The sequence below is a fragment of the Shigella sp. FC1567 genome (assembly GCF_001743015.1).
Taxonomy (GTDB): domain Bacteria; phylum Pseudomonadota; class Gammaproteobacteria; order Enterobacterales; family Enterobacteriaceae; genus Escherichia; species Escherichia coli.
This window is the reverse complement of sequence record NZ_MIIV01000355.1, coordinates 1-13290: the sequence shown is the minus strand read 5'-3', so window position 1 is coordinate 13290 and position 13290 is coordinate 1. Positions and strand designations below refer to the sequence as shown.

At 50.6% G+C, this 13290-nt stretch carries 12 protein-coding genes and 1 pseudogene; 6 read left to right on the top strand and 7 right to left on the bottom strand.

The window, feature by feature from the left end; all coding sequences use genetic code 11:
- Nucleotide 1 precedes the first annotated feature (1 nt).
- The 5 genes from gudP to syd form a co-directional block, all read right to left on the bottom strand.
- Complete coding sequence (gene gudP / locus BHE85_RS17730; protein ID WP_044325921.1) at nucleotides 2-1372, bottom strand: galactarate/glucarate/glycerate transporter GudP; 1371 nt, start codon at nucleotides 1370-1372, stop codon at nucleotides 2-4.
- Between the two features lie 416 nt (nucleotides 1373-1788).
- On the bottom strand, nucleotides 1789-2238 hold the full coding sequence (locus tag BHE85_RS17725; RefSeq protein WP_000807753.1) for a flavodoxin: 450 nt from the start codon (nucleotides 2236-2238) through the stop codon (nucleotides 1789-1791).
- A 17-nt stretch (nucleotides 2239-2255) separates the two neighbouring features.
- Complete coding sequence (truC, locus tag BHE85_RS17720) at nucleotides 2256-3038, bottom strand: tRNA pseudouridine(65) synthase TruC (RefSeq protein WP_000890019.1); 783 nt, start codon at nucleotides 3036-3038, stop codon at nucleotides 2256-2258.
- Nucleotides 3038-3367: a YqcC family protein gene (locus BHE85_RS17715; RefSeq protein ID WP_000206994.1), complete on the bottom strand. Its 330-nt coding sequence runs from the start codon at nucleotides 3365-3367 to the stop codon at nucleotides 3038-3040. Before BHE85_RS17715 ends, truC begins: the two co-directional genes overlap by 1 nt.
- A 622-nt stretch (nucleotides 3368-3989) precedes the next feature.
- Nucleotides 3990-4535, bottom strand: a complete 546-nt coding sequence (syd, locus tag BHE85_RS17710) for a SecY-interacting protein (RefSeq protein ID WP_000342431.1) — start codon at nucleotides 4533-4535, stop codon at nucleotides 3990-3992.
- Between the two features lie 67 nt (nucleotides 4536-4602).
- On the opposite strand from syd, the gene queF reads away from it, so the two are divergent.
- From queF to xni, 5 genes are all read left to right on the top strand, one after another.
- Nucleotides 4603-5451, top strand: coding sequence for an NADPH-dependent 7-cyano-7-deazaguanine reductase QueF (queF, locus tag BHE85_RS17705; protein ID WP_000100420.1), 849 nt, complete (start codon nucleotides 4603-4605; stop codon nucleotides 5449-5451).
- A 112-nt stretch (nucleotides 5452-5563) separates the two neighbouring features.
- Complete coding sequence (gene ppnN, locus BHE85_RS17700; RefSeq protein WP_000627995.1) at nucleotides 5564-6928, top strand: nucleotide 5'-monophosphate nucleosidase PpnN; 1365 nt, start codon at nucleotides 5564-5566, stop codon at nucleotides 6926-6928.
- A 556-nt stretch (nucleotides 6929-7484) separates the two neighbouring features.
- Nucleotides 7485-8774: an HAAAP family serine/threonine permease SdaC gene (sdaC, locus tag BHE85_RS17695; protein ID WP_000450476.1), complete on the top strand. Its 1290-nt coding sequence runs from the start codon at nucleotides 7485-7487 to the stop codon at nucleotides 8772-8774.
- 57 nt (nucleotides 8775-8831) lie between these two features.
- A complete protein-coding gene (gene sdaB / locus BHE85_RS17690) occupies nucleotides 8832-10199 on the top strand; it encodes an L-serine ammonia-lyase II (protein WP_000626404.1) in 1368 nt (455 codons plus the stop codon).
- 111 nt (nucleotides 10200-10310) lie between these two features.
- On the top strand, nucleotides 10311-11066 hold the full coding sequence (gene xni, locus BHE85_RS17685; RefSeq protein WP_000268232.1) for a flap endonuclease Xni: 756 nt from the start codon (nucleotides 10311-10313) through the stop codon (nucleotides 11064-11066).
- Between the two features lie 104 nt (nucleotides 11067-11170).
- Here the strand turns inward: xni and fucO are convergent.
- Nucleotides 11171-12308: pseudogene (gene fucO / locus BHE85_RS17680) on the bottom strand (lactaldehyde reductase).
- A gap of 27 nt (nucleotides 12309-12335) precedes the next feature.
- Nucleotides 12336-12983, bottom strand: a complete 648-nt coding sequence (gene fucA, locus BHE85_RS17675; RefSeq protein ID WP_000440767.1) for an L-fuculose-phosphate aldolase — start codon at nucleotides 12981-12983, stop codon at nucleotides 12336-12338.
- Between the two features lie 142 nt (nucleotides 12984-13125).
- Here fucA and BHE85_RS17670 point away from each other — a divergent pair.
- On the top strand, nucleotides 13126-13290 hold a 165-nt coding region (locus tag BHE85_RS17670), incomplete at its 3' end, for an IS1 family transposase (protein ID WP_047664789.1).

Below are 13290 nucleotides of genomic sequence, written 5' to 3'. Positions count from 1 at the left end.
CTTATTGCCCCGCGACAGGTTTCAGCTCGATACGCTTGATATCGCCCACCAGCACCAGGTAGCTCAGTACCGCGATTAAGGCATGAACACCAACATAAATCAGCGCCCCATTAAAGGAGCCAGTCGTGCCAACGATATAACCAATTGCGATTGGCGTGACGATGCCAGAAATGTTACCGAACATGTTGAACAGGCCACCGGAAAGACCGCTGATCTCTTTTGGCGCGGTATCTGCCATTACTGCCCAACCCAGCGCCCCGATGCCCTTACCGAAGAAGGCCAGCGCCATAAAGCCGATGATCATCCACTCAACGTTGACGTAGTTGCAGAACACCATCACCATCGACAGCAACATGCCCATTACGATCGGTGTTTTACGCGCAATGTTCAGCGATCCCGTGCGGCGCATCAGCCAGTCGGAAATAATCCCACCCAGCACACCGCCGATAAAACCGCAAACCGCCGGAACGGAAGCCACAAAGCCCGCTTTCAGAATTGACATCCCACGCGCCTGCACCAGATAAACCGGAAACCAGGTAATGAAAAAGTAAGTCAGGGCGTTGATACAGTACTGACCGATATAAACGCCGATCATCATCCGTGACCCGAGCAGTTGTTTGATCTGCCCCCACTTCACGCTGAACGGCACTTTAACTTTGGTGTTTTGCTGATCCATATTGATCAGCGCGCCACCCGCGGCGATGTACTCCAGCTCTTTCTGATTTACCCCCGGATGTTGATTTGGCTCGTGGATGACTTTCAACCAGATAAAGCTGATGACAATCCCCAGACCGCCCATAAAGAAGAAGACGTGTGACCAGCCCACTTCATGCGTCAGCCAGCCCATAATCGGCGCGAAGATCACCGTTGCGAAGTATTGAGCGGAGTTAAAAATCGACACCGCCGTTCCCCTTTCCTGCGCCGGAAACCAAGCCGCAACAATGCGACTGTTGCCGGGGAAAGATGGCGCTTCAGCAAGCCCGACCAGGAAGCGCAGAGTAAACAGGGCAACGATAATGCCGAATCCACTAAAGATATCGACGAAGCCTTGCAGCAAGGTAAACATCGACCAGATAAAGATCGACCAGAAGTAGACGCGTTTTGAACCAAAACGATCCAGCAACCAACCACCAGGGATCTGCCCGATAACATAAGCCCATGAGAAGGCAGAGAACACATAGCCCATTCCCACGGGATCAAGGCCGATATCTTTGGCCATTTCCGAACCGGCAATAGAAAGCGTAGCGCGGTCGCCGTAGTTGAAGGATGTGACGATAAACAACATCACCACTATCCAGTAACGAGCATTCGTGCGTTTTTCCACACTGCTCGCAGCCTGACTTAAAGAACTCGTTGTTGCACTCCTGAAAATTCGCGTTAGCCACGCTAACTCTGGACTGCGACATAGCCAGGAAATCAGAGGTGACGTAGGGTGTTTTTTGCCGTTTTTATAGGTCGTTCGCCGAATACGGCGCGTGTTTATATCTGGCAATAGCAGTATAAAAAGCGCGCCATAGCGGCTCACCGTGCAACAACACAACATTAATGCGTTCAATGAGGCCCGATTTTGGCATTAGCCCTGGACGGTGGAATCCACTTCACGGAAATGAAAACAAGAACAAGAAAGGAAGGGTTAAAACGAAGAAATAAAGAAGAGTATGAAATGGATCGCTTGACTCCAGGCAAACGCCAGTAAAAATCCGCGCTATGAAGCAGTTTTTACTGGCATTTGCCTGAAAAGATTCGATTCAGCACCGCTAAAACGACATTTACCGCTCGCTGAACATATCAGGACAACAGCGTGCCCCACTGTTCGACCCACGGATTTGATTCCGTTTCCGGTTCCGGGTTCTCACTGGCGTCAATCAACAGCATTTCGCCAACTCGCTGAGCGCTCTGTTCCTGCAACAAGGCATCGAACTGTTTGCCGCCATTGCAGAAATTTACATAACTGCTGTCGCCGAGCGCAATCACGCCATAACGCAGATTCGGCTGGAAGCCCAGACTATCTTTGATTCCCTGAAAGAGCGGCACAATGCTATCAGGAAGGTCGCCCTGCCCGGTCGTGGACGTAACCACCAGAACATACTTATCCTGATAAGGCAGCCAGTCGCTTAATTCAGGATCTTCAAATACCGTTGCTTTGTGGCCCTGTGCGGTCAGAATTGCTTCTGCTTCTTCCGCCACTAACAGCGAATTTCCGTACATGGTGCCGACAAAAATACCAATTTCCGCCATACCGTTTTCTCCCTGGATTAGGAACTTATCTCTCCATCCTGACCCGATGGCGCACTGAACTCAACCCTTTCATTTTCAGGAAGCAGACCGCGCCAGCCAAATTGTGATAACGCCTGCATCCAGGTGTCGTCCAGGCCCGCGTGAATAGTCAGCGGCTCGCCAGTAAAAGGATGCGTCAATGACAACTGACTGGCATGTAGCATTAACCGCTGGAGGCCAAAATGCTCAGCACCGCTGCGATTCTGGCGTAAATCGCCATGTTTGCTATCGCCAATAATCGGATGACGCAAATGGGCAAGATGTCGGCGAAGCTGATGTTTGCGTCCGGTTTTCGGCTCCAGTTCCACCAGGCCGTAGCGCGTGGTCGGGTAACGTCCGGTCGCTACCGGCATTTCTACGGTCGCCAGACCGCGATAATGCGTCACTGCTGGCTGCGGGCCTTTATCTTCGCGGGCAAATTTATCAGCGATTTTGTCCAGTTCTTCCACCAGTGGATAATCCAGCACCGCTTCTTCCATCAACCAGCCGCGCACAATCGCATGGTAACGTTTCTGGATTTGGTGCTGTTCAAACTGTTGTGCCAGCAGCCGTCCGGCCTCGCTGGATAATCCCATCAACAACACACCAGAAGTGGGTCGGTCCAGACGATGAGCAGTAAAAACATGCTGTCCTATCTGGTTACGCACGGTTTGCATGACCACTACTTTCTCGTCGCGATCCAGCCAGCTACGGTGAACCAGCCAGCCGGAGGGTTTATTTACCGAAACCAGCCATTCATCCTGATAGAGTATTTCCAGCATTAGCTCGCATCATCCGCAAAAAGAGCATCCAGTTTTTCCAACTCAGCCAGAATAAGCGCGTGTTGCGGATGGTCCGTCGCCAGCGCCATTTCATAATAGGGTGCAACAGCAAAAGCGCCCGGTAACGGCTGGTTGTTATTTAACAAATCGTGCATTCGCGGGATCAGCACCCACTGCAACCACTCCAGTGGTTCCATGGTGTCCATAAAGAACGGTTGGGTACTATTAAATTGATGCGGCTGGGGTTCATCGTTTCGCCAGTGCTGATGTTCACGCAGTAACGCTTCAAGCGCCTGCAACTGGAGACGAACGCGGTCATGAGTGGTCATAAAGCAACCTCAATAAGAAAAACTGCCGCGAAGGATAGCAGGAATAAAAAAAGGGAGCACTGTATTCACAGCGCTCCCCGGTTCGTTTCGCAGCATTCCAGCTACTTTTGTTGCTCCCTGCTCATCCTTGACAACTTTTCCTCTGGCCTTGCGGCCAATCGTTCATCCTGAACTATTGCTTCCTGCTCACACCACCCCGATGTGATACTTCATCCTGAAGTGTCCTTGGCCTTCCTGACCAGCCGAATCATCCTGACCGGTTCTCATTCTCCATCCTGGAGGTGTCCTTTAACGCGTCCTGCGTCATCCTCTTCGCTTCATCCAGAAGCCTTTCCCTGAAACACCATCCTGGTGTGTCCTGCAGAAGTGTCATCATCCTGATGTTCACTTCGTTGTCTGACTCCCTGTCGACGAAGATAGAATCGTCTTTTTCGCGAAGTCTTACAAGGCGCTTACAGACAATGCCTTAAGGAAAATTTCATATGAAAGTTAAGAATTAACAATCAACATTTTGATTTTAAATGAAAATAACGATTCTTATCTTTTTAAGTATTCGCTTATTTCCTGGCGATCTCCTACAGAGTCTGTAAGAGATCTCTCACAACCAGATGGGGTATTTGGATTACAGAAGAGGCTTAAGTTGATTAAGGAATTCCGCAAGATTTGAGGCTAAATGCGTCCGTTTACGTGTTCCCAGCGTCTCTTTGCACACTTCACCGGAGAGATTACACACCGAGATGACCTCTAACTCTTCTTCCAGCGTCGCGATAAATAGCGTGGGCGGCAGTTTTAGCCTTTTCTGAGTCACCAGATGACCAATCAGATTTTCCTGCACCCGACGGAAGTCGTCTTCACTCCAGGTTTGCAGCAATGTCAGTTTGATATCGCCAAACTGCGCGTGCATATCCCCGGCAAACTGAGTCGTATAAAAGGTATGAATTGTGGGTTGTATCACAATATCAAAAGCGCGTTCAACCGCGTTTACATTTTGTTCCCCGGTAAACGGCTGGGGTTGCCAGTATACGGCATCTTCGGTAGTTGAAATAATGCACGGTGAAGGAACACCGTACAGTTCCTCACTTAACGGCCAGCTTTTATGCTCTTCATGCCACGCATCGCAGTAGCGTGCAGTAAAATCTTTCAGGGCTTGTGCGGTCAAATCGTCCACTAATTTCTCTCTTCACTTAAACCAGATACACTTGTCGTTTAGTTTATCTGGTTTATGACGGTGAAACATGTCTTCTTATGCAAACCATCAGGCACTTGCGGGCCTGACTCTTGGAAAATCAACCGATTACCGGGATACCTATGACGCCAGCCTACTGCAAGGCGTTCCACGCAGCCTGAATCGCGACCCGCTGGGTCTGAAAGCGGATAACCTGCCTTTTCACGGTACGGATATCTGGACGCTGTATGAACTTTCCTGGCTGAATGCGAAAGGTTTGCCGCAGGTCGCTGTCGGTCATGTTGAACTTGATTACACCAGCGTAAATCTGATTGAGTCGAAGAGTTTTAAGCTCTATCTCAACAGTTTTAACCAGACGCGTTTTAATAACTGGGATGAGGTGCGCCAGACGCTGGAGCGCGACTTAAGCACTTGCGCTCAGGGTAAGATTAGCGTGGCGTTATATCGTCTTGATGAACTGGAAGGCCAGCCGATAGGTCATTTTAATGGCACTTGCATTGATGACCAGGATATCACTATCGATAACTATGAATTCACTACTGACTATCTGGAGAATGCCACCTGTGGTGAAAAAGTAGTGGAAGAGACGCTTGTCAGCCACCTGCTGAAATCAAACTGCCTGATCACCCATCAACCAGATTGGGGTTCGATCCAAATTCAGTATCGTGGACGCCAAATTGACAGAGAAAAACTGCTGCGTTACCTGGTCTCATTCCGTCATCACAACGAGTTCCACGAACAGTGCGTGGAACGCATCTTTAATGACCTGTTACGCTTCTGCCAGCCAGAAAAATTGAGCGTTTACGCACGTTATACCCGTCGTGGCGGTCTGGACATTAACCCGTGGCGCAGTAATAGCGATTTTGTCCCATCGACCACAAGACTGGTTCGGCAATAAATTTTTTTCTCAATTTTGCGTGCTGGATTCACGCAGAAGGTTGTGAAAGGTCATCAGGCAGGGCTATTGTAATCAAAGGGAATGACGATATTCGTCCCATAAGGAGTTTTTCTTGATTACACATATTAGCCCGCTTGGCTCCATGGATATGTTGTCGCAGCTGGAAGTGGATATGCTTAAACGCACCGCCAGCAGCGACCTCTATCAACTGTTTCGCAACTGTTCACTTGCCGTACTGAACTCCGGTAGTTTGACCGATAACAGCAAAGAATTGCTGTCTCGTTTTGAAAATTTCGATATTAACGTCTTGCGCCGTGAACGCGGCGTAAAGCTGGAACTGATTAATCCCCCGGAAGAGGCTTTTGTCGATGGGCGAATTATTCGCGCTTTGCAGGCCAACTTGTTCGCGGTCCTGCGTGACATTCTCTTCGTTTACGGGCAAATCCATAACACCGTTCGTTTTCCCAACCTGAATCTCGACAACTCCGTCCACATCACTAACCTGGTCTTTTCCATCTTGCGTAACGCTCGCGCGCTGCATGTGGGTGAAGCGCCAAATATGGTGGTCTGCTGGGGCGGTCACTCAATTAACGAAAACGAGTATTTGTATGCCCGTCGCGTCGGAAACCAGCTGGGCCTGCGTGAGCTGAATATCTGCACCGGCTGTGGTCCGGGAGCGATGGAAGCGCCGATGAAAGGTGCTGCGGTCGGACACGCGCAGCAGCGTTACAAAGACAGTCGTTTTATTGGTATGACAGAGCCGTCGATTATCGCCGCTGAACCGCCTAACCCGCTGGTCAACGAATTGATCATCATGCCAGATATCGAAAAACGTCTGGAAGCGTTTGTCCGTATCGCTCACGGTATCATTATCTTCCCTGGCGGTGTGGGTACGGCAGAAGAGTTGCTGTATTTGCTGGGAATTTTAATGAACCCGGCCAACAAAGATCAGGTTTTACCATTGATCCTCACCGGCCCGAAAGAGAGCGCCGACTACTTCCGCGTACTGGACGAGTTTGTCGTGCATACGCTGGGTGAAAACGCGCGCCGCCATTACCGCATCATCATTGATGACGCCGCTGAAGTCGCTCGTCAGATGAAAAAATCGATGCCGCTGGTGAAAGAAAATCGCCGCGACACAGGCGATGCCTACAGCTTTAACTGGTCAATGCGCATTGCGCCAGATTTGCAAATGCCGTTTGAGCCGTCTCACGAGAATATGGCTAATCTGAAGCTTTACCCGGATCAACCCGTTGAAGTGCTAGCTGCCGACCTGCGCCGTGCGTTCTCCGGTATTGTGGCGGGTAACGTAAAAGAAGTCGGTATTCGCGCCATTGAAGAGTTTGGTCCTTACAAAATCAACGGCGATAAAGAGATTATGCGTCGTATGGACGACCTGCTACAGGGTTTTGTTGCCCAGCATCGTATGAAGTTGCCAGGCTCAGCCTACATCCCTTGCTACGAAATCTGCACGTAATCTCCCCTCCCCCGGTGACGTTTGTTGCCGGGTTTTCTCGTTTTTGGTCACTTACTCATCAACTCATTTCATTTGTTATATGAATGTTTCTTACCACCCTCACGCGACAAATATCATCACAGTTAATATGTCATACAATTTATGTTGCAACGCAAACGTTTTCCTATTTTCATAAACCGTATTTTATCGCTATGAAAAAGAAATTATCGCCATGATTAACTAAAAGTATTGATTTTTTCAGTTCAACCTACATATATTGCGCGCCCTGGAAGAAGTCAGATGTCGTTTAATGGGCAAATATTGCCCTTAAATTCTCTTTTACTTTTGATTTACAGAGTAAAGCGTTGGGATAATCTATCTTCCAAGTAGATTATTGTATTTGAGATCAAGATCACTGATAGATACATAACTTGTGTGTATCTTTCCGCCCTCAAATTATTACGGCGGTAAATGATTAAGCCATCGCCGATAGACAGATTTCATTTTTACGGTCAGGCACCTTCCCGGGCTGAACTGGCTAAAAGCTGAATTATTTGCATTCCTCCAGGAGAAATAGATGGAAACGACTCAAACCAGCACGATTGCGTCGAAAGACTCTCGTAGTGCCTGGCGCAAGACAGACACCATGTGGATGCTGGGCCTTTACGGCACGGCAATCGGCGCGGGCGTGCTGTTCCTGCCAATCAACGCCGGTGTTGGCGGTATGATCCCGCTGATCATCATGGCTATCCTTGCGTTCCCGATGACGTTTTTTGCTCACCGCGGCCTGACTCGCTTCGTACTGTCTGGTAAAAACCCGGGCGAAGACATCACCGAGGTTGTAGAAGAACACTTTGGTATTGGCGCAGGTAAACTGATTACCCTGCTCTACTTCTTCGCTATCTACCCGATCCTGCTGGTTTATAGCGTGGCAATCACCAATACAGTTGAAAGCTTCATGTCTCACCAGCTGGGTATGACGCCACCGCCGCGTGCGATTCTGTCGCTGATCCTGATCGTGGGTATGATGACCATCGTTCGCTTCGGTGAGCAGATGATCGTTAAAGCGATGAGTATTCTGGTGTTCCCGTTTGTTGGCGTATTGATGCTGCTGGCTCTGTACCTGATCCCGCAGTGGAACGGCGCAGCACTGGAAACGCTGTCTCTGGACACTGCATCTGCAACCGGAAACGGTCTGTGGATGACCCTGTGGCTGGCAATTCCGGTAATGGTGTTCTCGTTCAACCACTCTCCGATCATCTCTTCTTTCGCCGTTGCGAAGCGTGAAGAGTACGGCGATATGGCAGAACAGAAATGCTCGAAGATCCTGGCATTCGCACACATCATGATGGTGCTGACCGTAATGTTCTTCGTCTTCAGCTGTGTACTGAGCCTGACTCCGGCAGACCTGGCTGCGGCTAAAGAGCAGAACATCTCGATTCTGTCTTACCTGGCTAACCACTTTAACGCACCGGTTATCGCGTGGATGGCTCCGATTATCGCGATTATCGCTATCACCAAATCCTTCCTCGGCCACTACCTGGGCGCACGTGAAGGCTTCAACGGTATGGTGATTAAATCTCTGCGTGGTAAAGGTAAGTCTATCGAAATCAACAAGCTGAACCGTATCACTGCGCTGTTCATGCTGGTAACGACCTGGATTGTTGCCACCCTGAACCCGAGCATCCTGGGTATGATTGAAACCCTGGGCGGTCCAATCATCGCGATGATCCTGTTCCTGATGCCGATGTACGCAATTCAGAAAGTACCGGCAATGCGTAAGTACAGCGGTCACATCAGCAACGTATTCGTTGTCGTGATGGGTCTGATTGCAATCTCCGCAATCTTCTACTCTCTGTTCAGCTAAGTCCTTTCGCGCCGCTTTCGGGCGGCGCTTCCTCCGTTTTAACGCGATGTATTTCCTATGATTAGCGTATTCGATATTTTCAAAATCGGCATTGGCCCTTCCAGTTCTCATACCGTTGGACCAATGAAAGCGGGTAAACAATTTACCGACGATCTGATTGCCCGTAACCTGCTTAAAGACGTGACCCGCGTGGTGGTTGACGTGTACGGCTCGCTCTCTCTGACCGGTAAAGGCCACCACACTGATATCGCCATTATTATGGGCCTGGCGGGTAACCTGCCGGATACCGTGGATATCGATTCCATCCCTGGTTTTATTCAGGATGTGAATACTCATGGTCGCCTGATGCTGGCAAACGGTCAGCATGAAGTGGAGTTCCCGGTTGATCAGTGCATGAACTTCCACGCCGACAACCTTTCTCTGCATGAAAACGGTATGCGCATTACCGCGCTGGCGGGCGATAAAGTCGTTTACAGCCAGACTTACTACTCTATTGGCGGTGGCTTTATCGTTGATGAAGAGCATTTTGGCCAGCAGGATAGCGCACCGGTTGAAGTTCCTTATCCGTACAGTTCAGCAGCCGATCTGCAAAAACATTGTCAGGAAACCGGGCTGTCACTCTCTGGCCTGATGATGAAAAACGAGCTAGCGCTGCACAGCAAAGAAGAGCTGGAACAGCACCTGGCGAACGTATGGGAAGTCATGCGTGGCGGTATTGAGCGCGGTATTTCCACCGAAGGCGTGTTGCCTGGCAAACTGCGCGTTCCACGCCGTGCTGCGGCACTACGCCGGATGCTGGTCAGCCAGGATAAAACCACCACTGACCCGATGGCGGTTGTTGACTGGATCAACATGTTTGCACTGGCAGTGAACGAAGAGAACGCTGCTGGCGGACGCGTGGTGACTGCGCCGACTAACGGTGCGTGCGGGATTATCCCGGCAGTGCTGGCGTACTACGACAAGTTTATCCGCGAAGTGAACGCTAACTCACTGGCTCGTTACCTGCTGGTAGCCAGTGCCATTGGTTCTCTTTATAAGATGAACGCGTCAATTTCTGGTGCTGAAGTCGGCTGCCAGGGTGAAGTTGGTGTGGCGTGCTCAATGGCGGCGGCTGGTCTGGCAGAACTGTTAGGTGCAAGCCCGGCGCAGGTGTGCATCGCGGCGGAAATCGCCATGGAGCACAACCTCGGTCTGACGTGTGACCCGGTCGCCGGACAGGTCCAGGTGCCATGCATCGAGCGTAACGCCATTGCGGCAGTAAAAGCGGTGAACGCCGCACGTATGGCGCTACGCCGTACCAGCGAGCCGCGCGTCTGCCTCGATAAAGTTATCGAAACCATGTACGAAACAGGTAAAGATATGAACGCCAAGTACCGCGAAACCTCTCGCGGCGGCCTGGCAATGAAGATCGTTGCCTGCGATTAATCGCTCTCCAGAGGCCTCGTTTTGCGAGGCCTCTTCCCGATTTCTCATCCAGCCGTAGCCTGTTCCGGCATCGAATGTTACCCTTATCGCCTGATCTTTAAGGGGGTTATCGTGGCTGTTCATTTGCTTATTGTCGATGCACTGAATCTTATTCGTCGCATTCATGCCGTTCAGGGATCGCCCTGTGTCGAAACCTGCCAGCATGCGCTCGATCAGCTCATTATGCACAGCCAGCCAACCCACGCGGTCGCCGTTTTTGATGATGAAAACCGCAGTAGCGGCTGGCGTCATCAGCGTTTACCAGATTACAAAGCGGGTCGACCGCCAATGCCGGAAGAGTTGCACGACGAGATGCCTGCATTACGCGCCGCCTTTGAGCAACGCGGCGTCCCGTGCTGGTCAACCAGCGGCAACGAAGCCGATGACTTAGCCGCCACGCTGGCGGTCAAAGTGACACAGGCCGGGCATCAGGCAACGATTGTTTCGACAGATAAAGGCTACTGTCAGTTACTTTCACCGACATTACGTATTCGTGATTACTTCCAGAAACGTTGGCTGGATGCGCCATTTATCGATAAAGAATTTGGCGTTCAACCGCAGCAGTTGCCCGATTACTGGGGACTTGCGGGGATCAGCAGTTCAAAGGTACCGGGTGTTGCGGGAATCGGACCAAAAAGCGCCACGCAGCTGCTGGTCGAGTTTCAGAGTCTGGAAGGGATATATGAGAATCTGGATGCGGTTGCCGAAAAGTGGCGCAAAAAATTAGAAACCCATAAAGAGATGGCGTTTCTGTGCCGCGATATTGCCCGCTTACAAACCGATTTGCATATCGACGGCAATTTACAGCAATTGCGGTTGGTACGGTAACGGCGAGCCGGATGCAAACGATTATCAACACATTGAATTTAATGCACTTATATACCGGATAAGACGCGGCTAGCGTCGTATCCGGCATTATCACATCAGCGCATTTACCAGGCGGTATGGTAAAGCTCTACAATATCCTCAAGCGTTGCTTCACGCGGGTTGCCACCGGTACAAACATCATCCAGTGCCGCCTGCGCCAGTGCCGGAATGTCTTCCTTGCGTACACCAACATCACGCAAATGTGGCGGAATACCGACATCACGGTTGAGAGCAAACACCGCTTCAACAGCGGCATTACGCGCCTCTTCCAGCCACTTTCACGCCCATAACGCGCGCGATATCGCGGTACTTCTCACCGGTAAAGTCAGCGTTATAGCGCATGACATGCGGTAACAGGATGGCGTTCGCAACACCGTGTGGAGTGTTGTAAAACGCGCCCAGTGGATGCGCCATACCATGCACCAACCCTAACCCAACATTCGAGAAGCCCATACCCGCAACATACTGCCCGAGCGCCATTTCTTCTCCGGCATCCTTATCACCAGCAACCGATCCTCGCAGCGCCCCAGCAATGATTTCAATCGCTTTAATGTGCAGTGCATCGGTTAGCGCCCACGCGCCACGGGTAATATACCCCTCAATAGCATGAGTGAGCGCATCGACACCCGTCGCAGCTTTCAGCGCTGGAGGCATACCATCCATCATGTCAGCGTCAATAAACGCCACCTGCGGGATATCATGCGGATCAACGCAAACAAACTTGCGCCGTTTCTCTTCGTCAGTGATCACGTAGTTAATGGTCACTTCTGCCGCAGTACCTGCTGTGGTAGGAATTGCCAGAATCGGTACACTGGGTTTATTGGTCGGGGAAAGCCCTTCCAGGCTACGCACATCGGCAAACTCCGGGTTGTTGCTGATAATGCCAATCGCTTTACAAGTATCCTGTGGAGAACCACCACCAATAGCGATCAGGTAATCCGCGCCGCTATTCTGGAATACACCGAGCCCTTCTTTGACGACAGTAATTGTTGGGTTGGGCACTACGCCGTCGTAAATCGCCCATGCCAGCCCTGCAGCATCCATCTTATCGGTCACTTTCGCCACCACGCCGCATTGCACCAGCGTTTTATCGGTGACGATCAGCGCCTTCTGATAACCACGGCGTTTCACCTCATCGGTTAAAGCCCCAACAGCACCCCGACCAAACCATGCCGTTTCGTTCAGAATCATTCTGTTAGCCATCATCCTTCTCCTTGTTGCTTTACGAAATTACTCTTCAATCCGTAACCCATAGGTTTTGAATTTCTCCAGCACTACGGCAATCTCTTCATCGCTCAGCACTGGCACCGGGTCCGTAATCGCCAGGGTCGTCAGGTAAAGTTGCGCCAGCACTTCAACTTCATGCGCCAGCCATAACGCTTTTTCCAGATTCACCTCACAAGCGATAAGCCCATGATGTTGTAACAAAGTTGCCTTACGATTTTTGAGAGCCAGCGCAACATGTTCAGAAAGTTCGCGTGTTCCAAAGGTCGCATAAGGCGCGCAAGGAATAGAATTACCACCTGCCGCCGCAATCATGTAGTGAATAGCGGGGATCGGTCGGTTAAGAATGGAAACTGCTGTGCAATGAACGGCATGATTGTGAACAACCGCGTTGGCATCCGGTCTGCTTTGATAGGCCGCCATATGGAAACGCCATTCGCTTGAGGGGAGCTTTCCTTCCTCATGTTTACCGTTACCATCAATAAAGGCAATATGCGACTCCGTCAGTTTTTCATATGGAATGCCTGTAGGCGTAATCAGCATCCCATCCTGATAACGTACACTGACGTTCCCCGCTGTCCCCTGGTTCAGTCCCAGGCGGGTCATTTCCAGGCAAGTGTCAATAATCTGACGAGCAAGTTTATTTCGTTCCATTAGCTACCTCTCTCTGATTCAAAACAGGGCAATAATGTTGTTCCTTTCACACTATTGAATTAGCCGTTTAATTACCCACCATATTCTGGTAATGCTGCCAACTTACTGATTTAGTGTATGATGGTGATTTTAAGGTGCTTGCGTGGCTTCCATTTCCATCAGATGTCCTTCCTGCTCCGCTACTGAAGGCGTGGTGCGTAACGGCAAAAGCACTGCCGGACATCAGCGCTATCTCTGCTCTCATTGCCGTAAAACATGGCAACTACAGTTCACTTACACCGCCTCTCAGCCCGGTACGCACCAGAAA

Coding starts and splice junctions, on each gene's coding strand:
- BHE85_RS17725 (WP_000807753.1), bottom strand. CDS start 2,238: ATGGCGGAAATTGGTATTTTTGTCGGCACCATGTACGGAAATTCGCTG.
- truC (WP_000890019.1), bottom strand. CDS start 3,038: ATGCTGGAAATACTCTATCAGGATGAATGGCTGGTTTCGGTAAATAAA.
- BHE85_RS17715 (WP_000206994.1), bottom strand. CDS start 3,367: ATGACCACTCATGACCGCGTTCGTCTCCAGTTGCAGGCGCTTGAAGCG.
- queF (WP_000100420.1), top strand. CDS start 4,603: ATGTCTTCTTATGCAAACCATCAGGCACTTGCGGGCCTGACTCTTGGA.
- sdaC (WP_000450476.1), top strand. CDS start 7,485: ATGGAAACGACTCAAACCAGCACGATTGCGTCGAAAGACTCTCGTAGT.
- sdaB (WP_000626404.1), top strand. CDS start 8,832: ATGATTAGCGTATTCGATATTTTCAAAATCGGCATTGGCCCTTCCAGT.
- fucA (WP_000440767.1), bottom strand. CDS start 12,983: ATGGAACGAAATAAACTTGCTCGTCAGATTATTGACACTTGCCTGGAA.